Source organism: Agrobacterium sp. 22-221-1, from assembly GCF_053522445.1.
The window spans coordinates 309,121-334,967 of sequence record NZ_JBNWCL010000005.1; the positions used below are offsets into that span (position 1 = coordinate 309,121).

General features: G+C 60.4%; 23 protein-coding genes. 6 read left to right on the forward strand and 17 right to left on the reverse strand.

From position 1 onward, the window contains the following. Positions 1-88: 88 nt before the first annotated feature. Positions 89-1,507 (reverse strand): aminotransferase-like domain-containing protein, encoded by a 1,419-nt coding sequence (locus ACQZ5N_RS10635; protein WP_448732847.1) that lies wholly within the window; start codon positions 1,505-1,507, stop codon positions 89-91. A gap of 93 nt (positions 1,508-1,600) precedes the next feature. On the opposite strand from ACQZ5N_RS10635, the gene ACQZ5N_RS10640 reads away from it, so the two are divergent. After that, positions 1,601-1,906: a DUF1127 domain-containing protein gene (locus ACQZ5N_RS10640; RefSeq protein WP_020810369.1), complete on the forward strand. Its 306-nt coding sequence runs from the start codon at positions 1,601-1,603 to the stop codon at positions 1,904-1,906. A gap of 133 nt (positions 1,907-2,039) precedes the next feature. Here the strand turns inward: ACQZ5N_RS10640 and ACQZ5N_RS10645 are convergent, their stop codons facing one another. The 14 genes from ACQZ5N_RS10645 to ACQZ5N_RS10710 form a co-directional block, all read right to left on the reverse strand. Continuing rightward, complete coding sequence (locus ACQZ5N_RS10645; RefSeq protein ID WP_448732848.1) at positions 2,040-2,444, reverse strand: hypothetical protein; 405 nt, start codon at positions 2,442-2,444, stop codon at positions 2,040-2,042. 77 nt (positions 2,445-2,521) lie between these two features. Continuing rightward, a complete protein-coding gene (gene purQ / locus ACQZ5N_RS10650) occupies positions 2,522-3,193 on the reverse strand; it encodes a phosphoribosylformylglycinamidine synthase subunit PurQ (RefSeq protein ID WP_003520438.1) in 672 nt (223 codons plus the stop codon). An 18-nt stretch (positions 3,194-3,211) separates the two neighbouring features. Then, positions 3,212-3,454: a phosphoribosylformylglycinamidine synthase subunit PurS gene (gene purS / locus ACQZ5N_RS10655; protein WP_003507918.1), complete on the reverse strand. Its 243-nt coding sequence runs from the start codon at positions 3,452-3,454 to the stop codon at positions 3,212-3,214. Between the two features lie 55 nt (positions 3,455-3,509). After that, positions 3,510-4,274: a phosphoribosylaminoimidazolesuccinocarboxamide synthase gene (gene purC / locus ACQZ5N_RS10660; protein WP_003520440.1), complete on the reverse strand. Its 765-nt coding sequence runs from the start codon at positions 4,272-4,274 to the stop codon at positions 3,510-3,512. A 203-nt stretch (positions 4,275-4,477) separates the two neighbouring features. Continuing rightward, entirely contained in the window at positions 4,478-5,041 is a 564-nt protein-coding gene (locus ACQZ5N_RS10665) for an alpha/beta hydrolase (protein ID WP_003520442.1), read from the reverse strand. An 81-nt stretch (positions 5,042-5,122) separates the two neighbouring features. Next, positions 5,123-6,430: an adenylosuccinate lyase gene (gene purB / locus ACQZ5N_RS10670; RefSeq protein ID WP_020810926.1), complete on the reverse strand. Its 1,308-nt coding sequence runs from the start codon at positions 6,428-6,430 to the stop codon at positions 5,123-5,125. Positions 6,431-6,490: 60 nt separating this feature from the next. After that, positions 6,491-7,018, reverse strand: coding sequence for a hypothetical protein (locus tag ACQZ5N_RS10675; RefSeq protein WP_448732849.1), 528 nt, complete (start codon positions 7,016-7,018; stop codon positions 6,491-6,493). A gap of 41 nt (positions 7,019-7,059) precedes the next feature. Next, the gene (rpe, locus tag ACQZ5N_RS10680; protein ID WP_003520447.1) at positions 7,060-7,737 is read right to left on the reverse strand and encodes a ribulose-phosphate 3-epimerase; all 678 of its coding nucleotides are present in this window, start codon (positions 7,735-7,737) and stop codon (positions 7,060-7,062) included. A gap of 132 nt (positions 7,738-7,869) precedes the next feature. Continuing rightward, positions 7,870-9,051 carry an ABC transporter substrate-binding protein gene (locus tag ACQZ5N_RS10685; protein WP_448732850.1) on the reverse strand — a complete coding sequence of 394 codons (1,182 nt, stop codon included), beginning with the start codon at positions 9,049-9,051 and terminating at the stop codon, positions 7,870-7,872. Positions 9,052-9,823: 772 nt separating this feature from the next. Next, on the reverse strand, positions 9,824-10,249 hold the full coding sequence (locus ACQZ5N_RS10690) for an NUDIX domain-containing protein (protein WP_448732851.1): 426 nt from the start codon (positions 10,247-10,249) through the stop codon (positions 9,824-9,826). 8 nt (positions 10,250-10,257) lie between these two features. Further along, complete coding sequence (locus ACQZ5N_RS10695; RefSeq protein ID WP_448732852.1) at positions 10,258-11,748, reverse strand: DEAD/DEAH box helicase; 1,491 nt, start codon at positions 11,746-11,748, stop codon at positions 10,258-10,260. Between the two features lie 219 nt (positions 11,749-11,967). Then, the gene (locus tag ACQZ5N_RS10700; RefSeq protein ID WP_196378673.1) at positions 11,968-13,266 is read right to left on the reverse strand and encodes a peptidoglycan DD-metalloendopeptidase family protein; all 1,299 of its coding nucleotides are present in this window, start codon (positions 13,264-13,266) and stop codon (positions 11,968-11,970) included. A 92-nt stretch (positions 13,267-13,358) separates the two neighbouring features. Beyond that, on the reverse strand, positions 13,359-14,183 hold the full coding sequence (locus tag ACQZ5N_RS10705; protein ID WP_448732853.1) for a ferritin-like domain-containing protein: 825 nt from the start codon (positions 14,181-14,183) through the stop codon (positions 13,359-13,361). Positions 14,184-14,197: 14 nt separating this feature from the next. After that, on the reverse strand, positions 14,198-14,665 hold the full coding sequence (locus ACQZ5N_RS10710) for a peroxiredoxin (RefSeq protein ID WP_020810868.1): 468 nt from the start codon (positions 14,663-14,665) through the stop codon (positions 14,198-14,200). Positions 14,666-14,899: 234 nt separating this feature from the next. On the opposite strand from ACQZ5N_RS10710, the gene ACQZ5N_RS10715 reads away from it, so the two are divergent. Continuing rightward, positions 14,900-18,283: a hypothetical protein gene (locus ACQZ5N_RS10715; RefSeq protein ID WP_448732854.1), complete on the forward strand. Its 3,384-nt coding sequence runs from the start codon at positions 14,900-14,902 to the stop codon at positions 18,281-18,283. 239 nt (positions 18,284-18,522) lie between these two features. Here ACQZ5N_RS10715 and tyrS read toward each other — a convergent pair whose 3' ends face one another. Then, positions 18,523-19,776 carry a tyrosine--tRNA ligase gene (tyrS, locus tag ACQZ5N_RS10720; RefSeq protein WP_059760342.1) on the reverse strand — a complete coding sequence of 418 codons (1,254 nt, stop codon included), beginning with the start codon at positions 19,774-19,776 and terminating at the stop codon, positions 18,523-18,525. Positions 19,777-19,924: 148 nt separating this feature from the next. Between tyrS and ACQZ5N_RS10725 the strand changes: the two genes are divergently transcribed. Further along, a complete protein-coding gene (locus ACQZ5N_RS10725; protein ID WP_448732855.1) occupies positions 19,925-21,052 on the forward strand; it encodes an anhydro-N-acetylmuramic acid kinase in 1,128 nt (375 codons plus the stop codon). 233 nt (positions 21,053-21,285) lie between these two features. Here ACQZ5N_RS10725 and ACQZ5N_RS10730 read toward each other — a convergent pair whose 3' ends face one another. Continuing rightward, on the reverse strand, positions 21,286-21,963 hold the full coding sequence (locus ACQZ5N_RS10730) for an alpha/beta hydrolase (RefSeq protein ID WP_035263309.1): 678 nt from the start codon (positions 21,961-21,963) through the stop codon (positions 21,286-21,288). A gap of 211 nt (positions 21,964-22,174) precedes the next feature. Here ACQZ5N_RS10730 and ACQZ5N_RS10735 point away from each other — a divergent pair, with 211 nt between their 5' ends. The 3 genes from ACQZ5N_RS10735 (at position 22,175) to sufC (ending at position 25,838) form a co-directional block, all read left to right on the forward strand. Next, positions 22,175-23,344 (forward strand): cysteine desulfurase family protein, encoded by a 1,170-nt coding sequence (locus ACQZ5N_RS10735; RefSeq protein ID WP_448732856.1) that lies wholly within the window; start codon positions 22,175-22,177, stop codon positions 23,342-23,344. 196 nt (positions 23,345-23,540) lie between these two features. Next, on the forward strand, positions 23,541-25,010 hold the full coding sequence (gene sufB, locus ACQZ5N_RS10740) for a Fe-S cluster assembly protein SufB (RefSeq protein ID WP_020809911.1): 1,470 nt from the start codon (positions 23,541-23,543) through the stop codon (positions 25,008-25,010). A 72-nt stretch (positions 25,011-25,082) separates the two neighbouring features. Then, complete coding sequence (gene sufC, locus ACQZ5N_RS10745; RefSeq protein WP_003522658.1) at positions 25,083-25,838, forward strand: Fe-S cluster assembly ATPase SufC; 756 nt, start codon at positions 25,083-25,085, stop codon at positions 25,836-25,838. The last annotated feature ends 9 nt before the right edge of the window (positions 25,839-25,847 follow it).

Sequence of the window (25,847 nt, forward strand, 5' to 3'; positions counted from 1 at the left end):
CAGGAAAATGCGCCGCTTTGCCGGCTAATTGGCGGTTTATGCGGTTATTCACCCGTTGCGGGCGGTGCCCGCAACGCTGCGACCCGTATCACGCCACGCTTTCATAGCCGGCCGAGCCGTTATCCAGCAGGTGGCGGAGGATGCCGAAGGCATGGGTCAGTTCCTCGCGGGTGGAAGGCCCGGAAAAGCTGATGCGGACGCGGTGGAAAACCTTGTCCGTCCGGCCGGCCTTGAACTCGTCCTCGTCGTCGATCAGCACGCCTTCCTTCATCGCCGCGTTGCGGAAGGTGCCGGAAAGCCATGGTTCGGGCAGTCTCAGCCACAGGAAGGCGATATCGGGCAGCGAATTGAAGTCCAGCCCGGTAAAGACGCGCCGGGCAATCGCCTCGCGCTCATTCAGTTCGGCGATGCAATCCTTGCGGATATCGTGGGCGTCACCGCTATTGACGAGGCGCGCATTCAGTTCGGCCAGCATGAAGGGCAGGCCGCCCGTCATCATCGAGTGGGAAATACGGATGCGCGAGGAATATTGCGCGGGACAGGCGACCCAGCCGCCGCGCACGCCGGCGGCGACGGATTTCGACAGACCGCCGACGACGAAGGTAATGTCGGGCGCAAATTCGGCGATCAGCGGGATCGCATCGCGCGTCATCGCGCCATAAAGATTGTCCTCGACGATCCACACGCCGTAGCGGCGGGCGATATCGGCAATCGCGCGGCGGCGCTCTTCCGGCAGGGTGGCGCAGGTCGGGTTCTGGCCGGCCGACATCAGGAAGATCATCTTGGGATGCTGCTGGGCGCAGACGCGTTCGAAATCGTCAGGGACAATGCCGTTCTCATCCGCTTCCACCAGCGTCACCCGCCGGCCGGCAAGGGCGGCGCTGCGGCTGATGTGGGAATAGGTGACGGGTTCGAAGACGATGCGGTCGCCCGGCGCGGTCATCGCGGACATCACGCTCATCACCGCCGCATGGGCGCCAAGCGTCGAAACGATGTTTTCCGGCTTCGGCGACCAGCCGTTCTGGGAAAGCCAGCGAACGCCCGCCATGCACCAGTTGTCGGGAAAAGAGCGGGCATAATTGGTAATGTCCTGCGGATGCTCTCTGGTCACCGCCTCGATGTGCTTGGCGATCAGTACGCTCTGGCCGACATCCGGCGCAGCGGTGGTGTTCAACCGGAATTCGGCGCTGGTATCGACGGCATGGCGCGTGCTGCCGAAGGCGGCGGTTGTCGACTCCATGGGCAATGACGGGGCAGGGGTCTTGCGCTCATTGACATAGGTGCCGCGTCCGACCTCACCGCTGACGAGGCCGCGCTCATGGATGAGCGCATAGGCCCGGCTGATTGTGCCGATTGTCACACCGAGATCGTAAGCAAGATTGCGCTGCGGCGGCAATTTCGAGCCGGCCTGCAGGATGCCGTCGGAAATCGCGCCTTCGATACTGTCGGCAAGGCGGAGGTAAATCGGGCCGTCGCCCTCGGTAATGTCGGGAAGCCAATTTGTCATGGTGACAATTTATGCATTGTATCTATCCCTAAGTCAATTGTATTTATTGTCTGCATTGAATGAGGCTAAACGCACGGAGACAATAGGTGCAATATGCGCAAGATGGATCAATACCTTTCGACAGCGGATACACTCTATCCTGATGGCTACGAACGGGAACGCGTGTTCCGCGATGCCGGCGACATGGTCGCACCGGCGCCCTTTCCGGCCAAGATCGCCCGCACGCTTATTGGTCGCCTGATTGCGGGCGTATCCTCATGGCAGCGGAAACGTCAGGGGCGCTTCGCCCTGCGGGAACTTTCGGACGATCTGCTGGACGATATCGGCGTTACGCGGGATGAAGCCTTGAAGGAGGCGGCAAAATCCCGGCTGTTTTCCTGGCCGCCGCGGCCGCTTTGATTTTTTGTCGGAGAGCGGCGCCATCTTTCCCCGGCGCCAAGCAGCCATTCGGCAAACCGCCACGCCAATCCCAACCGGCGCTGGCGGGTTTTTTTATGTCGACCGCGTTCTCACGGGTGCCGGTGCCTGTCGATCAGCAGCCCTTGCCGCCATTCGCCCAGCGCTTGACGTCGGTTGCGATGCGGCCGGAAAGGGCTTCGTTCATCACGGGGCCGAAAGCATCGAGCTTTGCCGGGTTGCCTTCTGCCTGAACCACCAGCATGGGGCGCGATTCCGGGCTGTTGCGCGGCACGAGCAGGATGCGCGGGCGGCCGGAGAAGGAGTTGAGTTCCGGCGCCAGGCGATAGGCCTTGAACGCCACGTCGCCCGATTTGAACCAGCAGGCATTCGCGCCAAGCGCGATCCGTTCCATGGTCGGCAGGGCCGCGCGGGAGAAGGAGGAGGAAGGCTGCGGTTTCGGCTGGCAGGCGGCAAGCGCCGCTGCCGCGAGGATCAGTCCGGCGGCCTTGTAGGCATTGTGTCGAAGAAGACGGGGCATCAGGTCATCCAGAAGAGAGGCCGAAACGGCGCCGAAACCGGCATCAAAAAAGGCGGGCTCGAGGCCCGCCCGGTCTATCAGGCTGCGACGACACCGAGTGCCGAAGCGAAGAGGCCACGACCGTCATTGCCGCCATGGGCGGCTTCGATCAGGTTTTCCGGATGCGGCATCATGCCGAGGACATTGCCCCTGGCGTTGATGACGCCGGCGATGTCGTTCAGCGACCCGTTGGGGTTGGTGCCGTCGGCATAACGGAACACCACCTGGCCGTTGTCTTCCATCGCCTTCAGTTCGTCGGCTTCGACGAAGTAGTTGCCGTCGTGATGGGCGACGGGGCAGCGCAGAATCTGGCCCTTGTCGTAAGCGCGGGTGAAGTCCGTGTCGTTGTTGGCGACTTCGAGCTTCACTTCACGGCAGACGAATTTCAGCGAGGCGTTGCGCATCAGCGCGCCCGGCAGCATGCCCGCCTCGACCAGAATCTGGAAGCCGTTGCAGACGCCGAGAACCTTGACGCCCTTTTCGGCCTTTTCGCGAATGGCCTGCATGACCGGCATGCGGGCGGCGATGGCGCCGCAACGCAGATAGTCACCATAGGAAAAGCCGCCCGGGATGACGATCAGGTCGACGTCGGGAATATCCGTTTCCGTCTGCCAGATGGTGACGGGCGCGCTTCCGGAGATTTTCGTCAGCGCCGCGATCATGTCGCGGTCGCGGTTGAGGCCGGGAAGTTGGACGACAGCGGATTTCATCGGAGCGGCTCCTGGGCTTCAGAGGATGGCGATGGCGTAGTTTTCGATGACCGTATTGGCCAGAAGCTTTTCGCACATTGCCTTCAGGTCGGTCTCGGCCTTGGCCTTGTCGGCGCCTTCCAGCTCCAGGTCGAAGACCTTGCCCTGACGGACATGGCCGACGCCACCGAAACCGAGGCTGCCGAGCGCGCCTTCGATTGCCTTGCCCTGCGGATCGAGAACGCCGTTCTTCAGCGTAACAGTCACCCGTGCCTTGATCACCTGATCTTCTCCTGATTTTACCTTGTTAGGCCAATATTACTTCACGAGGCCGATATTACTTTACCAGGACTGGACCGGTGCCGCGGATCGGTTCGTTTTCATTGATGATGCCGAGACGGCGCGCGACTTCGGAATAGGCTTCGAGAAGCCCGCCCATGTCGCGGCGGAACAGGTCCTTGTCCATCTTTTTCTGGGTCTCGATGTCCCACAGGCGGCAGCTATCGGGCGAAATCTCGTCAGCGAGGATGATGCGCATCATGTCGCCTTCGAAAAGGCGGCCGCATTCGATCTTGAAATCGACGAGCTGGATGCCGACGCCGAGGAACAGGCCGGAGAGGAAGTCGTTGACGCGGATGGCGAGCGCCATGATGTCGTCGAGCTCGGCGGGGTTGGCCCAGCCGAAAGCCGTGATGTGCTCTTCGGAGACCATCGGGTCTTCGAGTTCGTCGGACTTGTAATAGAACTCGATGATGGAGCGCGGCAGAACCACGCCTTCCTCGATGCCGAGGCGCTTCGACAGCGAGCCGGCAGCGACATTGCGCACGACGACTTCGAGCGGGATCATCTCCACTTCCTTGATCAACTGCTCACGCATGTTGAGGCGGCGGATGAAGTGCGTGGGAATGCCGATCTTGTTCAGATGCGTGAAGACGTATTCGCAGATACGGTTGTTCAGCACGCCCTTGCCGTCAATGACTTCATGCTTCTTCTTGTTGAAGGCGGTCGCATCGTCCTTGAAGAACTGGATAAGCGTGCCTGGCTCCGGACCCTCGTAGAGGATCTTGGCCTTGCCTTCGTAAATACGGCGGCGACGGTTCATAATTGCAGGTCTCTTGGTTGACGCCGATTCTGGTGGCGTTGCGTTTGGTCTTTGAAGCGGTCCCATAAAGGAAAAGAGTGCATTCTACAATGCGGCTCGCATATTTCCCTTCAATTCTTGTGACAGGCCGGGAAAACCGCTGCGCCCTAAAATTAGGCTTCCGGGGCTGATCGAAGGGGAGGCGGTCCGCAGCGCCGACGCCGTCAGGGCTCGACAGCCTTCAGCCGGCTCAAAAACTGCGCGAAGACCATACCGCCTTCCGGCCACGGACCATGGCCGGACTCGGTGTTGATATGGCCGGACATGCCGGCGTCGATCAAAAGCGAACCCCAGGCGGCGGCGATGTCATCGGCATGTTCGTAGGAGCCGAAAGGATCGTTGCGGCTGGCGATGGTGATCGCCGGGAAAGGCAGCGGGTCGCGCGGGTAAGGCCCGAAGGTCATCAGGTGCTTCGGCCGGATATCGGGATTGGCGACATCGGGCGGCGCGACGAACAGCGCGCCGGACACTTTCTTGCCGATTTCCGGCAAGGCATGGATGACGGTCGGCACACCGAGGGAATGGGCGACGAGGACGATGGGCCTGGTGGAGGCATTGACCTCTTCCACCAGCCGGGCGACCCAGTCTTCCTTCACGGGTTTGGACCATTCGGCCTGCTCGACGCGGCGGGCGGTGGAGAGCTTGCGCTCCCAGCGGCTCTGCCAGTGGTCGGGGCCGGAATTGGTATAACCGGGGACGATCAGGATATCTGCTTCTGAAACTTTCATGCGCCCATATCTGTGTTGTGATGCCGCCGCGATCAAGGTCGCGGCGGCATTAACTTCAAGGTCTCAAACTCAGCTCAAGTCTCAGGCGTTGCCGAAGACGCGGGTGAAGATCGTGTCGACATGCTTGGTGTGGTAGCCAAGGTCGAACTTTTCGCGGATCACCTCTTCGGGAAGTGCGGCGCGCACTTCCTCGTCGCCCAGCAGTTCCTCAAGGAAATCGGCGCCCTGTTCCCAGACCTTCATGGCGTTGCGCTGTACCAGACGGTAGGCGTCTTCACGCGATACGCCGGCCTGCGTCAGCGCCAGGAGAACGCGCTGCGAATGCACGAGGCCGCGGAACTTGTTCATGTTCTTCAGCATGTTGTCCGGATAGATCACCAGCTTTTCGATGACACCGGCCAAACGGTTCAGCGCGAAATCGAGAGTGACAGTGGTATCGGGGCCGATGGCGCGCTCGACGGAGGAGTGGCTGATGTCGCGCTCGTGCCACAGCGCTACGTTTTCCATGGCCGGAACGACGGACATGCGCACCAGACGGGCAAGGCCGGTCAGGTTTTCGGTCAGAACCGGGTTGCGCTTGTGCGGCATGGCGGACGAGCCCTTCTGGCCCGGCGAGAAGAATTCTTCCGCTTCAAGAACCTCGGTGCGCTGCATGTGGCGGATTTCGATGGCGACGTTTTCGATCGACGAAGCGATGACGCCGAGCGTCGCGAAGAACATGGCGTGGCGGTCACGCGGGATGACCTGCGTGGAGACCGGCTCGGGGATGAGGCCGAGCTTGGCACAGACATGTTCTTCGACGCGCGGGTCGATATTGGCGAAGGTGCCGACGGCGCCGGAGATCGCGCCCGTGGCGATTTCCGCACGGGCATTGACGAGGCGCTCGCGGTTGCGGTGCATCTCGGCATAGAAGCGGGCGAAGGTCAGGCCCATGGTGGTCGGCTCGGCATGAATGCCGTGGCTGCGGCCGATGCGCACCGTGTTCTTGTGTTCGAAGGCGCGGGTTTTCAGCGCGGCGAGCACCCGGTCCATATCGGCGAGCAGCAGATCGGCGGCGCGTACGAGCTGGATGTTGAGCGTGGTATCGAGCACGTCCGACGAGGTCATGCCCTGATGCACGAAACGGCTGTCGGGACCGACAAATTCGGCAAGATGGGTGAGGAAGGCGATGACGTCATGCTTGGTGACGGCTTCGATCTCGTCGATGCGGGCGACGTCGAAGGTGGCGCTGCCGCCCTTTTCCCAGATGGTCTGGGCAGCGGACTTCGGGATAACGCCGAGTTCGGCAAGCGCGTCACAGGCATATGCCTCGATCTCGAACCAGATGCGGAACTTTGTTTCCGGCGACCAGATGGCGACCATTTCCGGCCGGGAGTAACGAGGGATCATGGCAATGACTTTCTTTGTGGAGGAATTTTGCTGCCCGTTTAGCAAAGTGTTCCGGTAATCTCAATCTATCAAGCTACATGCCTCTGTTGCTCGTTGCGCACGTCGGCAGAGGATTGCGCCCGCAGGCAGGAGCGGAACGATGGCAAAGGGAAAATATAAGCCAAGGCCGAGAATGCAGAACTGGTAAATCGCGCCGAGCGATGTGAAGAGCTGCTGGAAAAACCAGATGCGGGAGAATGCCGGCGCGTGCCATTGCGCATAAAAAATACGGTACTCGAAAGCGAAAAACGCCGCCGCAACTGTCAGCGTGAAAAAAGCGATGGCAAGACAGGCCGCCGCAAGACGCAGCGGCAGGGCGGTGGAAGCAGGGAGGAAGTGCAGCGCCGCCATGGCCAGCAGCCAGCCGAAGAGGCCGCCCGCGAAGAAAAGCATGATGATGTCGACGGCATGGTCGGTTTCCAGCCGGTTCCTGACATAGAGCCCGATAGCGGCGGCGGCACTCGAACAGACGGCCCAGACAAGCGCGCCGAGCAGCGGAAACATCGCTGCCGAAGCCGTGTCACGGAAACCCCGCCTGTCGCTTTCCATGCCGATCCCCCAACGCCTTGCCGTGCCCCCTTCGGCGGCGGTTATGTCCGTGCGGCTTCCGCTGCGTGGCGCAGTTGCGCGACCGTCTTGCGGTAGTCGGCAACGCCGTCGCCCTTGAAGATGGCCGAGCCGGCCACCAGCGCATTCGCACCGGCGGCAACGATCGCGCCTGCGGTTTCCGCCGTCACGCCGCCATCCACTTCGAGTTCGATCGGCCGGTCGCCGATCATGGCCTTTGCCGCGCGGATCTTGTCCAGCATGGCCGGAATGAACTTCTGCCCGCCGAAACCGGGATTGACGCTCATGATCAGGACCAGATCGACGTCATCAAGCACGTTTTCGATGACCGAAAGCGGTGTTGCGGGGTTAAGCGTCACGCCGGCCTTTCTGCCGAGCCCGCGGATCGTCTGCAGCGAGCGGTGCAGGTGAGGCCCGGCTTCGGCATGCACGGTAATGCTGTCACAGCCCGCCTTGGCGAAGGCTTCGAGATAGGGATCGACGGGTGCGATCATCAGATGGCAGTCGAAGAAGGCCATGCTGTGCGGCCGCAGCGCCTTGATGACATCCGGCCCGAAGGAAATGTTGGGGACGAAATGGCCATCCATCACATCGAGATGAATCCAGTCCGCGCCCGCTTCCGTGACATCGGCGACTTCCTGTCCGAGCTTGGCGAAATCGGCAGCCAGAATGGACGGGGCTATGCGGATGGGCAGGGACATGGGGCAAACTCCTCTCGACGCGTTGCGTAAGCTGCCTTTAACACCAAGTATCGGGGTTTGAAACGGCCGGTCGCGCGGTTGACGGCGGTTTTCAGCTGCGTTTCCTCGAATTTTCGGCGGTGCGGGTTTCGCCTATTGTCTTTCAGCCTTGTCCGCCGGTTCGAAGCGCTGGCCGTTCCATCGCTGCAGGCGATAGGGATTGTCAGAAAGGTCATGCGACGGGCTGAAGCCGAGATCGCCGAGCACGGTTTTGAAAAGGGTGCCGCCCGCCAGTATCTCCGGCGCGGGTTTCGACTGCGCCTGCGTGGCTTCCGCAAGGGCGGCGGTGAGTTCCGCCGCCGCATAGGCCGGTAGGACGTAACCTTCCGGCTCGATGCCGGCGCCGCGCAGTTCGCCGGCGACCGCCTGGGCCGATGGCAGGGTATCATAGGCCGGGCGGGTGACCGCCAGCACATTCGCGGCCAAGGGGACCGGATTGTTGGCCGCATTCATGGCATCGCCGCCCATGACGGTGAGGGGAATGTTCTCCGACCCGGCATCTCTGGCAATGATGGCGACGTCATTGCGCTCCGCGCCGACGAAAACATGGGAAATGCCGGTGCGCGCCAGCCGGCGCACCAGCGCTACCTGCTGTTCCTGGTTGGGACGCATCGTATCGGCAAGGGTGGGCTTCAGGCCGTTTTCCTCGAGCGACGAGCGGATGCGGTCGACCAGCTCGCGGCTGTAGATCGTGCCGTCATCCACAAGTCCGATGGAATGTCCCTTCCAGTCGCGCAGGATGATCTCCGCAATCCTGTCCGATTCGGCCCTGTCGGACGGGGCGAGGCGAAAGAGCGGCCAGCCGTATTTCAGGGCGTCTTCCATCAGGATCGGCGCGCGGCTGGAAAGCGTGATGGCGGGAATGGCGGCCGCTTTCAGCGGCGGCAGAACATCCTGAAGCGTTTCGGTGCACAAGAAACCGATTGCGGCGCTGACCTTGGCGGCCACGAGGCCATCGGCTATCGCGCCGCCGCTGCCATCTTCGCAGCTTTCATGGATTTCGACCACATCCAGCCCGAGCTTTGCCGCCGCCGCCTTCGCACCCTGCCGTACCTGCTGCCCCAGAAGTTCGTAAGGGCCGCTCTGGGGTGCAACGATGCCAATCGATGCCGCGCTTGCTGAGCCCGCAAGGGCAAAACCGGCGATGATCGTTAGCAGGCGAAGTGAAAGCATGACGTGATAGAAATCCTGTTGTCCCGGCTTGATGTTTATCGGCAACAACCGGTTTTCCAAAGGAAAAATCGCCGATGCTCCATCATATTCGCATATCGCCATCCGCGGGACGGCGGATTTGCTCTGAAGTTGTCCGATTCGAGAGGGCGGGTCGTCGTCGCAGCTTGTAGTTGTTGCTGTCCGATATAATTGCGCACTATGTTTTTATTGAAGGATTATTTTTGCCGACGAGCAATTCGCTCCCGCGCCGGATGGGTGGGGAAGTATTTCACATCATTGTCGCGGCGGGCGTTACTTCATAAATCCATTACATGTGGCGCGTATAAGCACAGTTTAGAAAAAGCCGGTCCGCGATTCTGCTTTTTAAAGTGCAGCACAAAAAGATGCACATTTTATTTTCATATTTGTAATTTATTGATATATAACGTAAATATATAAACCTTCCCATCATTCACCTCTTTTCCGCCATGTTTTTTTCGCATTTGCGAGAAGATTTGCTTGACGGAAAGTAAATGATTAGCTTAGATGTAACTGTTTCAGGGGACGACTGAAATTGGCTGTAACAGGCCTCGGAAAGTGTTCCGGTTATAAGCACTGCCAGACTATATTGCATTTCATATTCTATTTTTTTCATTACGTATAAACCGCTTCGGGAAACTGGGGCGGTTTTTTACATGAAGCTAATTTAAGCAATTTAAAATTGAATTAGAAAAGCCCTGCGCAAAGACGTTCTTTCATTTTCGAATTTATGGAAATGATATCGCGCGGAGGGGGCGAAGCCGGCTCCGATGTACACATCAACATAACTGCTTGAAAATGCCCGTTGATGGCCATTGTCGCCCGCGAGCGAGTTCGGTCGGCCGCTTGTGCGGCTTTATTTAAGGGCGGCCAGAGCGTCCCTGGCAAAGGCGGAGATGGGTTCGGGAAGTTTATCCGGATCGAACCAGCCGATGGCGGAAAGCTTGTCGGGTTCGGTCAGTGCCGGCTCACCCTGCGCATCGCGGGTGACGAAGATCAGCGAAACCCAGTGGTGACGATCTTCCGTATCGATGAATTCGCTATGGCAGAGGAATTCGACGGTGCCGATCTCGAGCCCGGTTTCTTCTTCGGCCTCGCGGCGTGCCGCGGCGAGGGAAGTTTCAAGGTGATCGACCTTGCCGCCTGGAATGCTCCAGTATCCGGCTTCCGGCGCCTTCAAGCGCCGGCATAAAAGCACGCGGCCATCACGCATGATGGCGAGGCCGACGCCGACACCCGGAAAATCGAGACCTGGCCTGGCGGTCGGCGTCATGCTGTCCATTCCCGCGGTCAGGCCTTGGCGTTGGCCACGATCAGCATGAAAGCGGGGATGTCGTCGCCGAAACCAACCGGTGTCGGGCCATCGTCATGGTCGCGATAATGGCGGCGGCGGTCGCGGTTGTCGTCATTGGCATGCAGCGGATTGCGGCTGTTGCGGTCGGAATTGCGCGGGGTCTTTTCCTGCTTGCGTTCTGCTTTCACCTTGTCGTCTCCATGAGCCGCGATGTCCGTATCCGCAGCGGATTGTGCACCCTGATTGATGTTTTCGACCGGCGCTGCGTCGCGACGGTTGCGGCCCCTGCCGCCCCGTTCCTTGCCCCGGCGGCCGGAATTGCTTTCAAAGCTTTCCATCGGCGCGGGAAGGGTGGAGAGGTCACCGTTCTGCCACTCGATCTTTTCGCCGATCAGCTTTTCGATCGCGTCGAGATACTTCGTGTCGCTTCTGGTGACGATGGTGAAGGCCTTGCCCGAGCGGCCGGCACGACCGGTACGGCCGATGCGGTGGACATAGTCTTCCGAATGAATGGGAATATCGAAGTTGAAGACGTGGCTGACATCGGGGATGTCCAGGCCGCGTGCGGCAACGTCGGAGGCGACGAGCAGCTTCAGATTGCCGTCCTTGAAGTTCTGCAGCATCGTGGTGCGCGAACGCTGGTCCATGTCGCCATGCAGCGCGCCGACGGAAAAACCGTGACGGTCGAGCGAGCGGAACAGGTCGGCCACATCCTTCTTGCGGTTGCAGAAGATGATGGCGTTCTTCAGTTCGGCTTCTTCGGCGCGGACGAGATCGCGCAGCACGGCGCGCTTTTCATAGTCCTTGTTGTGTGCGGCGACGATGCGCTGGGCAACGGTCTTTGCCGTGGAGGAGGGCTTGGCGACCTCGACGCGGACGGGGTTCTGCAGGAACCGGTCGGCCAGCTTCTGGATTTCCGGCGGCATGGTGGCCGAGAAGAACAGCGTCTGCCGGGTAAAGGGGATCATCTTGGCGATGCGCTCGATATCGGGAATGAAGCCCATATCCAGCATACGGTCGGCTTCGTCGATGACGAGGATTTCCACGCCGGTCATCAAAAGCTTGCCGCGCTCGCAATGGTCGAGAAGGCGGCCGGGGGTGCAGATCAACACATCGGCGCCGCGCTCAAGCTTGCGGTCCTGGTCTTCGAAGGAAACACCGCCGATGAGGAGCGCGACGTTCAGCTTGTGATTCTTGCCGTATTTCTCGAAGTTCTCCGCCACCTGCGCTGCCAGCTCACGGGTCGGCTCAAGGATCAGCGTGCGCGGCATTCTGGCGCGCGCACGGCCCTTTTCGAGCAGGGTGAGCATCGGCAGAACGAAGGACGCGGTTTTGCCCGTGCCGGTCTGTGCGATACCGCAGATATCACGCTTTTCCAGCGCCGGCGGAATGGCGCCAGCCTGAATGGGTGTCGGCGTCGTGTAGCCGGCATCTGCAATAGCGGAAAGAACTTTTTGGCTCAGGCCAAGATCAGAGAATGTTGTCAAAGGAAGAACTTTTTCCGTTCTGGTTCGGTAAGAACACCTGCGTGCCGCGACAGCACTTGCAAAGACTTGGCGCGGGGATATGCCCAAATTGCCGGAAAGTCAAGGAAACAACGGGAAAAGCGCGCGAAACAGCGGGGTTCGGGCGGGGCTTCTGGGCCTTTGGTGCAGATTTCAGCGATTTATCGTAAAAAGCGCAAAAAAAGCATTAAAATCGGGCTGCTATTTTAAATAGGTTTTGAGTTCCGTTCCGGCGATCAGGAACCGCATCGGATCGACCGGCGTATCGTTGCGGCGCACCTCGTAATGCACATGCGGACCGGTGGAGCGGCCGGTGCTGCCGGCGCGGCCGATGACGTCGCCGGCCTCGACCCTGTCGCCGGCTTTCACCAGAATGGCGGAGAGATGGCCGAATCGCGTCGACACGCCCTGGCCGTGATCGATCTCGACCATATTGCCGTAGCCGCCGGAATTTTCCGCGACCGTCACCTTGCCCGCGCCGGTGGATTTGACGTCAGCCCCGGTTTCGGCGCGAAAATCGATGCCGGTATGAAGGGCCGGGCGGCCGAGAAACGGATCCATCCGGTTGCCGAATCGGCTGGTGATAGCCCGGCCGGGGGCCGGGTTGCCGAAGGGCAGGTTGGTCGCGGTTTCCTTGACGATATCGAGCCGGTTCAGCGCATTGTCTAGATTGGTGAGCGACAGGTTGAAAGGATCGGTGTCACCGCGCTCGGGGTCGGCATAGGGGCCGCCTATGTCGTCATTGCCGTTCTCTTCGATTTTCAGGCCCGCCTGCCGGATGATGTCCTGCATCGCATTCGCCTTGTCCTCGGCGTCGCTGGTCAGTCTGGCGATGCGCGATATCTGCTGGCGTTCGATATCCTTCAAAGACAGTGTCACCTTGGAAAATACCCGGTCGGCCCGGTCGGATGGCGTTTCGCCGGCTTCGGGTACATAGGCGGCGCGTCTGTCCGATGTGGCGGGCTTTTCCGCCTGCGGCTTGCGTGGCGTCATCAGCTTTTCAATGGCCGAAAGGCCGCCGGAGAGGTCGGCGCGTTTTTCCGGTGCCATGGCGTTCGAAAGAGACGAGGGCGCGGCCGGGGAGGCGGCGATGCCGGAGTTCTCGGCGCGCTCCAGCAATTCGCTCATGCGGCCGTGCCGCGAGGTCAGCGCCGCCTGCTGTTCCAGCAGCTTTTCCACTTTCTTTTCAACGACCTGCTGATCGAGCAATTGCCGTGAAGTGACCCGGTCCACCTGGGCTCTCAGCGCTGCGATGCGGTCTTCATAGTCGTTCTGCATGCGGGTCTGGCGGGCCATGGTCGCGCCGATCAGGTCGTCACGCAAAATGAGATAGCCTGTGGCGCCGAGATAACCGAGCGAGAAAAGGCCGATCGTGCAGCCGGCAAGCGCCGCCATCCACGGACGGATGGTCATGTGCCGCACCCTGTCGCCGCGCGCGAGAATGAGCACGTGCGGCTCACGCTTTTTGCCGAATACCCGGTTTTCCGCCGTATCAGTCACAATCTCTCTCCGGACTGGCCGATTTCTCAAGGGAAATCATAATTCGTTAAGGTTAACGAAGTTTTGCCGGAGAGGCCTTTCGGCGATGTCGGCTATTGGCTGACGGATGTGAGCGAGCGGTAAAAGGAAGGCGTCAGGCCGGCTTCGGCGCGGGCAATGTCGTTGAAGGGCGGTTTCAAAGGGCCGCGGAAATTGGCGCGCACCAGTTGCCTGAAGGTTGCGACCGGGTCCTTCTTTTCACGCGCGCACAGGAACCGGAACCATTTCGCGCCGATGGCGACATGGCCCTTTTCGTCATTATAGATGACATCGAGAACGGCAGCGCTTTCAAGATCGCCTGTCTCGCGCATCTTCGCCTGCAGGGAAGGGGTGACGTCCAGCCCGCGCGCTTCCAGGATGAGCGGCACGACGGCGAGCCGTGCGGTGAGATCGTTGCGGGTGGAATGCGCGGCCTGCCAGAGCCCGTCATGGGCCGGCAGATCGCCATAGTCGGCGCCGAGGCTTCTCAGCCTGTCCCGCACCAGCCGGAAATGTTTCGCCTCCTCGAAGGCGACCTGCATCCAGCCGTCGAAAAAGGAATGCGGCACCGGCTCGCTGGCATAACGGGCGACGATATCGAGCGCGAGATCGACGGCGTTGAGTTCGATATGGGCGATGGCGTGCAGCAGCGCGATGCGGCCCTTGATGCTGTGGAGGGAACGGCGTTCCACGGCGGTCGGCGGCACGAGTTCCGGCTTCTCGGGCCTGCCCGGCCGCTCAGGCAGCGGCGGGTCGAGAGGGGAGCGCAGCGACAGGCGGCGCTCGAACCAGCGTGTCGCCGTTTCCTGCGCGAGCGCGGTCTTTCTGTCGAGATCGGCACTCACGATGGCATCCGTCGCGCCGCCTCGCAGCGAGATGATTTTGAACGGGGGCGTCACGACGGGTTGGTCCCTCAGAGCTTCTTCACAGCCTCGAGAACGGCCTGGGCGTGGCCCGCGACCTTCACCTTGTTCCAGATTTCCGCGATTTTTCCATCCGGGGCAACGAGGACGGTCGTGCGTTCGACACCCATGTATTTTTTCCCATACATGCTTTTTTCCTTCCAGACGCCATAGGCTTCCAGAACCTTCCTCTCCTCGTCGGAAGCGAGCATGACGGAAAGGGAATGTTTTGCCGCAAACTTGTCGTGGCTTTTAACGCTGTCGGGCGAAATGCCGATGACGACGGCGTTGGCTGCCTCGAATTCGCCGCCCAGCGCGCTGAAGTCGATGGCCTCTGCCGTGCAGCCGGAAGTATCGTCCTTCGGGTAGAAATAGAGGATGACGGCCTTGCCTTGCAGTTTGGACAATGTCACCGTCCCTTCACCGTTGCGGGGCAAAGTAAAATCGGGAGCCGGGCCGCCAATCGTCAAGTCTGTCATAATCTACCTTTCTTTCGCCGGGATGTTGAGGGAAAGTCGCCACATTCGATATATAGCGAAACCGCGCGTCGTCCAGATCACTATTTAGATTTCAGGTCGAAACGATCTTAAATCTCAATCGTTATCTGGGCTAAAGAATTAAAGCGGGATTCCGGACGAAAACCGCTTACACTTTTCGCCATCCCGCTTCGGTGTTGCGGCGAAACAAAGCTATTCAAGGGCAAACACGGGCGTATGGCTGAAGTAAGGGGTGAAAAGGTCAAGTTCGGCAGACGCGATATCATTGCGCTGCACGATCTTCCTTCGGCGCAGGCCGAAGATCCCATCATCGTGCATTGCCCGGCGCCGCGTTCCATGGTGCGCGCCTTCATCAAGATTTTCGCAGCGCTTTTCGTGCTGGCCTTCCTGTCAATTGGCGGCATCATTCTTTCCGTCGAGACGGGATCGATCGATGCGACGCTTTCCAGCCAGGCGCAGCAGGCGCTGGAAAGGGCGCTCGGCCCCCATTACAGCGCGCGGATCGGTTCTTCGGCGATCAGGTTTTCCACCGGGCTGCGCCTTGCGCTGGTGGCGGAGGACGTGGATATCATCGAGAAGGAATCCGGCCAGCATATGAGCCGGGCCCGGGCAATCGGCATGGCGCTCGATCCGCTTGCGCTTCTTACCGGCCGTGTCTCGGTGGAGAGCCTCGAGGCCGACGGGATGGAGCTCGATACGGCGCTTTTGCCCAAGGGTAACGGGTTCGATCTCGCCAGCGTCAAGCTCGACGCCGTGCCGCAGCAATTGCAGGAGGCCTTCGGGCAGCTCGACAAGCTCGCTCAGGCTTTTCTGAGCAGCGGAACCGAGGAAATCGATATTTCCAGCGTTTCGGTTCACCTGCCGCCCGGAGAGTTGGGCAAGCCGCGCACCGTCGAAGTGCGCGAATTGTCGCTGACGCCCGATCAGCAGGGCGGATATTCGCTCGATGGAGAAACGCTGTTTAACGGTGAAATTGCCAGCGTGTCGCTGCAGACTTCGGGATCGGGTGGCCGGATAGATGGTTTTGAAGCCCGCATCGACGGTTTCGATATCGGCCCGTTTCTAGAGAAATACGATCCCGACGGGAATCTCCACGAAGGCCTGAACGTCAAGACGGGTATCAATATTGTCGCGCGGCGCGCCATGGAAGGGCAGGAGCCACGGCTGGAGATCTCGCTCGGCCTCGGCAATGGAACGCTGATGATCGGCGGTGAGTCCCAGACCTTTACGGCTGGCAATGTCCATGCGCGTTATGACTTTGCCAAGAGCACCCTTGTCATCGACAATTCGCGGCTGGAGCTCGGGCGCACAATTCTTCCGGTCGCCGGTGAAATCAGCGATACGGAAGACGGTTTCGGCCTTTCGCTGCGGATCGACAACGCCGTTGCTTCGTCCGAGGCTTCGGGCGAAGCCCCGGTTCCTTTCAGCCTGAAGGCGGACGGGCATTTTACGGCGGCGACGAAGCAGCTCGACGTTTCCTCGCTTTATGTGACAGGCCCGCTCGGAGACATGGCGGGATCGCTGAAAATCCGCTTCGGCCAGGGGTCGCCGGAAATCAGCTTCGGCGGGCAGATTCCGAAGATGGAGGCCACGGCGGTCAAGCAGCTCTGGCCGTTCTGGATGGCGCACAAGCCGCGTGACTGGGTGGTGTCCAATCTCTACGGCGGCACCGTCACCAATGGTTCAATCGCGATCTTCATTCCGCAGGGACGGATGTGCGGCCCCGGCTGCCCGCTGGTGCTCGGCGAAAGCGAAATGCAGATCCGTTTCGATATCGACGATACGCGTCTCAATACCACCGGCGACATTCCGCCGTTGCGCGATGTCGATGCGCATTTCGATCTCGTCGGCGGCAAGATGGCCGTCGATATCAAGCGGGGGACATCCTATTTCCCGTCGAACCGGTCGCTCGCGCTGGAAAACAGCCGTTTTCTCATTTCCGCTGTTTACGACAAGCCGCTGCTTGGAAATCTCGAACTGAACGTTTCGGGCTCGGCCGATGCCGTGGCCGAGCTTGCGGCGCTCAAACCCATCAATGCGCTCAAGGATACGCAGTTCAAGCCTGAGGATTTCACCGGCGATGTCAAAGCCCATGCCAACCTGACCGTTGGCCTGCTTTCCAGCCATAACCCGCCTCCGCCGGTGTGGACGGCCGATCTCGATCTGAAGAACCTGTCGCTGACCAAGCCCTTTGCTGGCCACAAGGTGACTGCGCTCGACGGTTTCATGACGCTGGACGACCGCCAGCTCAAACTGGAGGGCAGGGGCCGCGTGGACGACGTGCCGATGGATATCGTGATGACGGAGCCGGTGCGCAAGAACAGCGATATCGCGCCGACGCTGTCGCTGAAGGCAAGCCTGAACGAAACCCAGGTTGCCAAGCTCGCTCCGGAACTCTCCACGGTTCTCGGCGGCACGACGGCGATTGAAATCGACGGCGCCGACCCGAAACGCCAGGATATCCGGCTCGATCTGACCAAGGCGTCGATCATTCTGCCAGGGCTCGGCTGGAGCAAGGGCATCGGCATTCCCGCCAGCGCCACCTTCACCATGGAAATGGGAGACGGGCGCACGACGATCAGCGACTTTTCGCTCGACGGTGACGGCTTCGGCGCTGCCGGCGATATCGCCTTCAGCAAGAACGGGCTGATTTCAGCCGATCTCAGCCGCGTGCAGCTTTCGCCCTCCGACAATTACGCCGTTTCGGTCGCTGCTTCGAAGAACGGCTATATCATCAATGCATCGGGGAAATCCGCCGATGTCAGGCCTTTCCTCTCGAAGCTTCGCAGCTCTTCCGGCAGCGGCGACGGGACGTCGCGTTCGCAGCCATCCCTTGCCATCAAGACGCAATTCGACAAGGTCTATGGGTTCAACGATGAAATCCTTGCCAATGTCAGTTCCGATGTCAGCGTGCGGGACGGCAAGGTCCGCTCCATCGATTTCCGTGGCGTTACCGGCAACGGCCAGGCGGTGGTGGCGCAGACCGTCAATCGCGGGGCGACGGGAACCGTGACGCTGACCAGCAGCGATGCGGGGTCGCTTGCCCGTTTCGCCAATATCTACAGCCGTATTCGCGGCGGCCTTCTCAACCTTGCGCTGACGACCTCCAATGGCAGCGACTGGAGCGGATCGCTCGACCTGCGCAATTTTGCCGTCGTCAACGAAGCCAAGCTTCAGGATATCGTCGCCACGCCGACGGGTGAGGACGGCAGGAGCCTCAACAATGCGGTGCGCCGCAATATCGATGTCAGCTCGGAAAAATTCCAGCGCGGCTTTGCCCGGCTGGTTTATGTCAATGGTTCGGTGGCGGTGGAAAACGGCGTCGTGCGCGGCGAGCAGATCGGCGCGACCTTCCAGGGGCTGCTGAAGGACCAGAGCGGCCGCATGGACATGACCGGCACCTTCATGCCCGCCTATGGCCTGAACCGGCTGTTCGGCGAGCTGCCCTTCATCGGCATTTTCCTCGGCAATGGCCGCGACCGGGGGTTGCTCGGCATCACCTTCAAGCTCTCCGGCCAGACGGACCAGCCGAAGCTGACGATCAATCCGTTGTCGCTGATCGCGCCGGGCGTCTTTCGGCAGATTTTCGAATTTCAGTGAATGGAGCGTCGCAAAGCTTGGCGCAAGCAGCTGTTTGGCGAGAACGGGTGCACCCGCACTTCGTCACCCCGGACCTGATCCGGGGTCCAGTGCGATCAAGTCCTTGATCGCACGAGAGCCCTTTCACGGCGCAGACGCGCCGTGGCTGGATGCCGGATCTAGTCCGGCATGACGGAAGTGGGGGTATCGGCGCATCGAGGACCGCTTTCGCAGTCCTCGACACGATGTTTTTGTAAGTCTTACGCCGGGCGAACCAGAACGTGCTTCTTCTTGCCGACCGACAGCTTGATGACGCCGTCGCCGGTGATTTCACCGGAACCAACCGTCTGGCGCTCATCCGAAACGCCGATGTCGTTGATCTTCACCGCACCGCCCTGAACGTGGCGGCGGGCCTCGCCGTTCGAGCCGGCGAGACCGGCACGGACGATGAGCGAGAGAACGCCGAGGCCGGCATCGAGTTCGGATGTCGGAACCTCGATGGAGGGCAGGTTTTCAGCGAGTGCGCCTTCCTCGAAAGTCTTGCGCGCCGTCTCGGCAGCTTCTTCGGCAGCGGCACGGCCATGCAGGATCGCGGTCACTTCGGTCGCGAGGATTTTCTTCGCCTCGTTGATCTCCGATCCGCCAAGGGCGGCGATACGGGCGATCTCATCCATCGGCAGCGTGGTGAAGAGTTTCGCAAAGCGAACGACGTCCGCATCTTCCGTGTTGCGCCAGTATTGCCAGAAATCATAGACCGGCAGCAGGTCCTTGTTCAGCCATACTGCGCCGGAAGCAGACTTGCCCATCTTCGCACCGGAGGAGGTGGTGAGCAGCGGCGAGGTCAGCGCGTAAAGCTGCGGTGTCCCCATGCGGTGACCGAGATCGATGCCGTTGATGATGTTGCCCCACTGGTCCGAACCGCCCATCTGCAGGCGGCAGCCGGTGCGCTGGTTCAGCTCCACGAAATCGTAGGCCTGCAGGATCATGTAGTTGAATTCGAGGAAGGACAGCGATTGTTCGCGGTCGAGGCGCGTCTTCACGCTGTCGAAGGACAGCATGCGGTTGACCGAGAAATGGCGGCCGACATCGCGCAGGAATTCGAGGTAGTTGAGGCCGCGCAGCCAGTCGGCATTGTTGATCATCAGCGCCGGATTGTTGGCGCGGTCGTAATCGAGGTAGTTGGCGAAGACGTGCTTCAGCGAGGTGATGTTGTCCTCGATCATGTCGATCGTCATCAGCTTGCGGGCTTCTTCCTTGAAGGAGGGATCGCCGACCATGCCGGTGCCGCCACCCATCAGCGAGATCGGCTGGTGGCCGGTCTTCTGCATCCAGTGCAGCATCATGATCTGGGTGAGGTGGCCGACATGCAAACTCGAAGCCGTCGGGTCATAGCCGATATAGGCGGTCACGGTTTCCTTGGCGAACAGTTCGTCGAGACCTGCCTCATCGGAGATCTGGTGAATGAAGCCGCGCTCATCGAGCGTGCGGAGGAAATCGGACTTGAACCTGGACATAACCTTTTACTTTCTGGTTTGATCTTTGCGGCCATCGAAAACCAATGACCGTCGCGGCTTTATCATTGTTTTTTGAAATGTGCACCCGTTTCGGCCATGAATGTCGGGATTCACTCGATGATGATTCGTGATTGCAGGGGAGCGGCAGGTGGGCGAGGTCAAAACGGCAATCGGGCTGATGAGCGGCACATCGATGGACGGCATCGATATCGCCCTGTTGCGCACGGATGGCGAAAGCGTGGTGCGGCATGGGCCGAGCGGGTATTTCCCCTACGATCCGGGCCTGCGCGCCATCTGGCAGAAGGCATTGGTCACGGCCAAAGCCATTCGTGAACGACGCGAACGTCCCGGCGACCTAGTGGAGGCCGAGCGCAAGCTGACGCTTGCCCATGCGGCGGCGGTGAAATCCTTCCTCCATCGTCACCGGCTCCAGCCCGGCGATATCGACGTGATCGGTTTTCATGGTCAGACGGTACTGCACCGGCCGGATGAGGCGCTGACCGTGCAGATCGGTGATGGGCCTCTGCTGGCTGAGGAAACCGGCATCGATGTGGTTTACGATATGCGGGCCAATGATATGGTCCATGGCGGGCAGGGTGCACCGCTGATCCCGGCCTATCACATGGCGCTTTCCGCCAATCTGCCCGATGGGTTCGAAACGCCGGCCGTCTTCGTCAATATCGGCGGCATCTCCAATCTCACCTATGTCGGTGAGGCGGGGCGGCTCGCGGCTTTCGACAGCGGGCCGGGCAATATGCTGATCGACCAGTGGATCGAGGCGCATACGGGGAAAGCCTTCGACAAGGGCGGCAAGACGGCGGCTGGCGGCACCGTCGTCGCGTCGCTGGTGGCGCGTTATATGGAAAGCCCGTTTTTTTCAGCCAATATCCGTCGGTCGCTGGACCGCAGCGATTTCGTGCCACCGAAAAAAGGGGAAGTCTCGCTGGCGGATGGGGCGCGGACGTTGGCGCATCTGACGGGGGCGGCGATTCTGAAGTCGGCGAGCTATCTGCCCGAAGCGGCGAAAACCTATGTGGTTTCTGGTGGCGGGCGGCTCAATCCGGTGATCATGGCGGAGTTTGCGGGCCTTGCCGCAAAGTCCGGAGCGCGGGTGATCGCGGCGGAAGAGGCGGGTTTCGATGGCGGGGCGATGGAGGCGGAGGCCTGGGCCTATCTGGCCGTGCGATCGCTGAAGGGTTTGCCGCTGACCTATCCCGGTACGACGGCGGTGAGGGAGCCGGTGACGGGTGGGGTTTTGGTGCGGCATAAGGGGTGACGGTGGGTGTGGCTCACCCCCCTCTGCCCTGCCGGGCATCTCCCCCTCAAGGGGGGAGATCGAATCGCGGCGACCTTCCGGTCATCTTTAACGCAGAGGCTTAGGCGAGGAGCATGCGTCTAGCTGATCTCCCCCCTTGAGGGGGAGATGCCCGGCAGGGCAGAGGGGGGTAAGCTTCACCCACCGGCGATCATTGTAGAAAAATCGAGCCGCCCGCCAAGAGGCGCAGCCAATCACCGAATGCGCTTGGCCGCCGGTTCCGGCACCAGTTCGCCATTGAGGCGGCGGTCGAGATAGTCCTCGCATTCGCCCATCAGGTCGTCCACCTTGCCGTTGAAGAAGTGGTTGGCGCCGGGAACGGTGCGGTGGGTGATGAGGATGCCCTTCTGGGTCTTCAGCTTTTCCACCAGGCCGTTGACGTCCTTCTCAGGCGCGACCTTGTCGGAATCACCATTGATGATGAGGCCGGAGGACGGGCAGGGGGCGAGGAAGGAGAAGTCGTAGGTATTCGGCTGCGGCGCAATCGACATGAAACCTTCGATTTCCGGACGGCGCATCAGGAGCTGCATGCCGATCCAGGCGCCGAAGGAATAACCGGCGACCCAGCAGCTTTTCGAATCGGGATGCAGGCTCTGCACCCAGTCGAGCGCGGAGGCCGCATCGGAAAGCTCGCCGGCGCCGTGGTCGAATTCGCCCTGGCTGCGGCCGATGGAGCGGAAGTTGAACCGGAGCGTCGTGAAGCCGCGCTTCTGGAAAAGATAGAAGAGCTGATAGACGATCTGGTTGTTCATCGTGCCGCCGAACTGCGGGTGCGGATGAAGGATGATCGCTATCGGCGCGCTCTTTTCCTTGGAGGGTTGATAACGGCCTTCGAGGCGACCCGCAGGGCCGTTAAAGATGACTTCGGGCATTGGTACTCCGGTCGTGTTTTTTCATTCTCCAACCGCATTCTTCCGATGAGAAGACTTGACGAACTCTGTCATCTTTTCTAGAACGCAGTTTAGAATAATTCGAAACTTTGCGTGTGCTAAAGCACTCGGGTGGTGTCATAAGGCAAGCGCAACTGTAATTTCAAGAAAAATGCGTTTTGGCGCATTGAAGATTGGATGAAGCCTCATCGTCATGACGGTTTTGACGCGGACATATATGGACTGGAACGCCACGGCGCTGCTTTTGCCTGCCGTGCGCGATGTTCTCGTCTCCGCGCTCGATCTTGCCGGCAATCCGTCTTCCGTCCACCGGGAAGGGCGTGCCGCCCGCGCCGCCGTTGAGGGCGCCCGCCGCGAGGTTGCGGCACTTGTTAGCGCGCAGGCTGCCCACGTCACCTTCACCAGCGGCGCGACGGAAGCCGCCAATCTGGTGCTGACGCCTGAATTCAAGATGGGGCGCGCTCCCGTGCGCTATGGCCATCTTTATGTTTCAGCCATCGAGCACCCCGCTTTCCGCGAAGGCGGCCGGTTCGGCAAGGCTGACGTTACGGAAATTCCCGTTACGTCAGAGGGCGTCATCGATCTTGCGGCACTTCAGACGCTGCTGTCTTCGCATGATGCTTCCACCGGCCTGCCGATGGTTGCCTGCATGCTGGTGAACAATGAGACCGGCATCCTCCAGCCGGTGGCGGAAGCGGCGCGGCTGGTGCATGCGGCGGGTGGATTGATGGTCGTCGACGCCGTGCAGGCGGCAGGCCGGGTTCCGCTCGATATCAATGCGCTCGATGCCGATTTCCTGGTCATCTCGTCCCACAAGCTCGGTGGCCCCAAGGGTGCTGGCGCGCTGGTCTCGCGCGGCGAGGTGATGATGCCGAAGCCGCTGATCCATGGCGGCGGGCAGGAAAAGGGGCACCGTTCCGGCACGGAAAATACCCTGTCGGTCATCGGTTTTGGTGCCGCTGCCGCTGTGGCTGCCCGGAATCTCGAGATTGAAGCGGCGCGTCTTGCCGCTCTGCGGGCGCGGCTGGAAGACGGCATGCGGGTGAGTGCGCCTGACGTGATCATCCACGGCGAGGACGTTGTCCGCGTTGGCAATACCACGTTTTTCACCCTGCCGGGCCTGAAGGCGGAAACAGGGCAGATCGCTTTCGATATTGAAGGTATTGCGCTATCGGCCGGTTCGGCCTGCTCATCCGGCAAGGTGGGGGAAAGCCATGTGCTGACGGCGATGGGGCGCGATCCCAAGCTTGGTGCACTCCGGATTTCCCTTGGCCATGCGACTGATGAGGCGGACATTGAACGGACGCTTGCGGCGTTCACGAAAATTGCCGGGCGGCGCAGGCTTTCCGGTCAGGCCGCTTAAAATGCGGCAAAGAATTGCGGAATAGCAATTTTCCGCTTGCCGGGATGTGTGAAAAGCGCCATCCCGCACTTACATGGGTATAAGCTCCGCCCGCTTAACGGCGCGGTGACATTGCCCGAAGATGGATAAGGCGGCTTTCCGCCTTGATACGTTGACAAGCCACCGGACCTTGGCTCCGGCGAGATTGGAGAACGACATGGCAGCGGTTCAGGAAACGATCGATCAGGTCCGCCAGATCGATGTGGACCAGTATAAATACGGCTTCGAAACCAATATCGAAGTCGACAAGGCCCCGAAGGGCCTTTCGGAAGAGGTGATCCGTTTCATCTCGGCCAAGAAGCAGGAGCCGGAATGGATGCTGGAATGGCGTCTTGAGGCTTACAAGCGCTGGCTGACGATGGAAGAGCCGACCTGGGCACGCGTCAGCTACCCCAAGATCGATTTCAACGATCTCTATTATTATGCCGCGCCGAAGACCGCGCCCGGCCCGAAGTCGCTCGATGAAGTCGACCCGGAGCTTTTGAAGGTCTATGAGAAGCTCGGCATTCCGCTGAAGGAACAGGAAATCCTCGCCGGCGTCGAAAAGCGCCCGGTCGCCGTGGATGCCGTGTTCGATAGCGTCTCGGTCGTCACCACCTTCAAGGCGGAACTGGCGAAAGCCGGCGTCATCTTCATGTCGATTTCGGAAGCCGTGCGCGAGCATCCGGAACTGGTGAAGAAATATCTCGGTTCGGTCGTTCCGACGACGGACAATTTCTACGCGACGCTGAACTCGGCCGTCTTCACTGACGGTTCCTTCGTGTTTGTGCCGAAGGGCGTGCGGTGCCCGATGGAGCTTTCCACCTATTTCCGCATCAATGAAAAGAACACCGGCCAGTTCGAGCGCACGCTGATCATCGCCGAAGAGGGCGCCTACGTCTCCTATCTGGAAGGTTGCACCGCACCGCAGCGCGACGAGAACCAGCTTCACGCCGCCGTGGTCGAACTGGTGGCGCTCGACGATGCCGAAATCAAATATTCCACCGTCCAGAACTGGTATCCGGGCGACAAGGAAGGCAAGGGCGGTATCTACAACTTCGTGACCAAGCGTGGCGATTGCCGCGGCGACCGTTCGAAGATTTCGTGGACGCAAGTGGAAACCGGCTCGGCCATCACCTGGAAATACCCGTCCTGCATCCTGCGCGGCGATGACAGCCGTGGCGAATTCTATTCGATCGCGGTTTCCAATGGCCATCAGCAGATCGATAGCGGCACCAAGATGATCCATCTCGGCAAGAACACGTCGAGTCGCATCATCGCCAAGGGTATCGCCGCCGGTTTCTCGGAAAACGTCTATCGCGGCCAGGTTTCGGCCCACCGCAAGGCGACCAACACGCGCAACTTCACGCAGTGCGACTCGCTTCTGATCGGCGACAAGTGCGGCGCGCATACCGTGCCTTATATCGAGGCGAAGAACTCCTCCGCGCATTTCGAGCACGAGGCGACGACGTCGAAGATTTCCGAAGACCAGCTGTTCTATTGCCTGCAGCGCGGCATTCCCGAGGAAGCGGCGATCGCACTGATCGTCAACGGCTTCGTGAAGGAAGTCATTCAGGAACTGCCGATGGAATTTGCCGTGGAAGCGCAGAAGCTGATCGGCATTTCGCTGGAAGGCTCGGTCGGCTGATCGTCACCCAAACATGCATTTGAGTGCGCGATGTTCGCGCACCTTCGCTCACACAATTCTTAGGATACATCCATGCTTGAAATCATCGACCTGCACGCAAAGATCGCCGATACCGAAACCGAGATCATCAAGGGCCTCAACCTGAAGGTTGCCGCTGGTGAAGTCGCCGCCATCATGGGGCCGAACGGTTCCGGCAAGTCGACGCTGTCCTACATCCTGTCGGGCCGCGAAGATTATGAAGTCACCTCTGGTGACATTCTCTATAACGGCGAAAGCATTCTGGAACTGGACGCCGCCGAGCGCGCCGCCAAGGGCATCTTCCTTGCTTTCCAGTACCCGGTCGAAATTCCCGGCGTTGCCACCATGCAGTTCCTGAAGGTCGCGATGAACGAGCAGCGCAAGGCGCGCGGCGAGTCCGAGCTGACGACGCCTGATTTCATCCGCCGCGTCAAGGAAGCGGCCGGCGATCTGAAGATCGACATGGAAATGCTGAAGCGTCCGCTCAACGTCGGCTTCTCCGGCGGTGAGAAGAAGCGCGCCGAGATCCTGCAGATGGCGCTCTTGGAGCCGAAGCTCTGCGTTCTCGACGAAACCGATAGCGGCCTCGACATCGACGCGCTGAAGATCGTGGCTGACGGCGTCAACGCGCTGAAGTCGCCGGATCGTGCCACCGTCGTCATCACCCACTATCAGCGCTTGCTCGACTACATCGTGCCTGACAGCGTTCACGTTCTCTACAAGGGCAAGATCATCCGCTCGGGCGACAAGGCTCTGGCGCTGGAACTGGAAAACAACGGTTACGCCGACATCATCGGTGAAGCGGCCTAAGTCAAAGGC

Coding starts and splice junctions, on each gene's coding strand:
- rpe (WP_003520447.1), bottom strand. CDS start 7,737: ATGTCCCTGCCCATCCGCATAGCCCCGTCCATTCTGGCTGCCGATTTC.
- ACQZ5N_RS10690 (WP_448732851.1), bottom strand. CDS start 10,249: ATGGACAGCATGACGCCGACCGCCAGGCCAGGTCTCGATTTTCCGGGT.
- purQ (WP_003520438.1), bottom strand. CDS start 3,193: ATGAAATCCGCTGTCGTCCAACTTCCCGGCCTCAACCGCGACCGCGAC.
- ACQZ5N_RS10715 (WP_448732854.1), top strand. CDS start 14,900: ATGGCTGAAGTAAGGGGTGAAAAGGTCAAGTTCGGCAGACGCGATATC.
- ACQZ5N_RS10730 (WP_035263309.1), bottom strand. CDS start 21,963: ATGCCCGAAGTCATCTTTAACGGCCCTGCGGGTCGCCTCGAAGGCCGT.
- ACQZ5N_RS10685 (WP_448732850.1), bottom strand. CDS start 9,051: ATGGCGATATGCGAATATGATGGAGCATCGGCGATTTTTCCTTTGGAA.
- ACQZ5N_RS10635 (WP_448732847.1), bottom strand. CDS start 1,507: ATGACAAATTGGCTTCCCGACATTACCGAGGGCGACGGCCCGATTTAC.
- ACQZ5N_RS10665 (WP_003520442.1), bottom strand. CDS start 5,041: ATGAAAGTTTCAGAAGCAGATATCCTGATCGTCCCCGGTTATACCAAT.
- purC (WP_003520440.1), bottom strand. CDS start 4,274: ATGAACCGTCGCCGCCGTATTTACGAAGGCAAGGCCAAGATCCTCTAC.
- ACQZ5N_RS10710 (WP_020810868.1), bottom strand. CDS start 14,665: ATGACAGACTTGACGATTGGCGGCCCGGCTCCCGATTTTACTTTGCCC.
- ACQZ5N_RS10640 (WP_020810369.1), top strand. CDS start 1,601: ATGCGCAAGATGGATCAATACCTTTCGACAGCGGATACACTCTATCCT.
- ACQZ5N_RS10675 (WP_448732849.1), bottom strand. CDS start 7,018: ATGGAAAGCGACAGGCGGGGTTTCCGTGACACGGCTTCGGCAGCGATG.
- purB (WP_020810926.1), bottom strand. CDS start 6,430: ATGATCCCTCGTTACTCCCGGCCGGAAATGGTCGCCATCTGGTCGCCG.
- sufC (WP_003522658.1), top strand. CDS start 25,083: ATGCTTGAAATCATCGACCTGCACGCAAAGATCGCCGATACCGAAACC.
- sufB (WP_020809911.1), top strand. CDS start 23,541: ATGGCAGCGGTTCAGGAAACGATCGATCAGGTCCGCCAGATCGATGTG.
- tyrS (WP_059760342.1), bottom strand. CDS start 19,776: ATGTCCAGGTTCAAGTCCGATTTCCTCCGCACGCTCGATGAGCGCGGC.
- ACQZ5N_RS10645 (WP_448732848.1), bottom strand. CDS start 2,444: ATGCCCCGTCTTCTTCGACACAATGCCTACAAGGCCGCCGGACTGATC.
- ACQZ5N_RS10735 (WP_448732856.1), top strand. CDS start 22,175: ATGACGGTTTTGACGCGGACATATATGGACTGGAACGCCACGGCGCTG.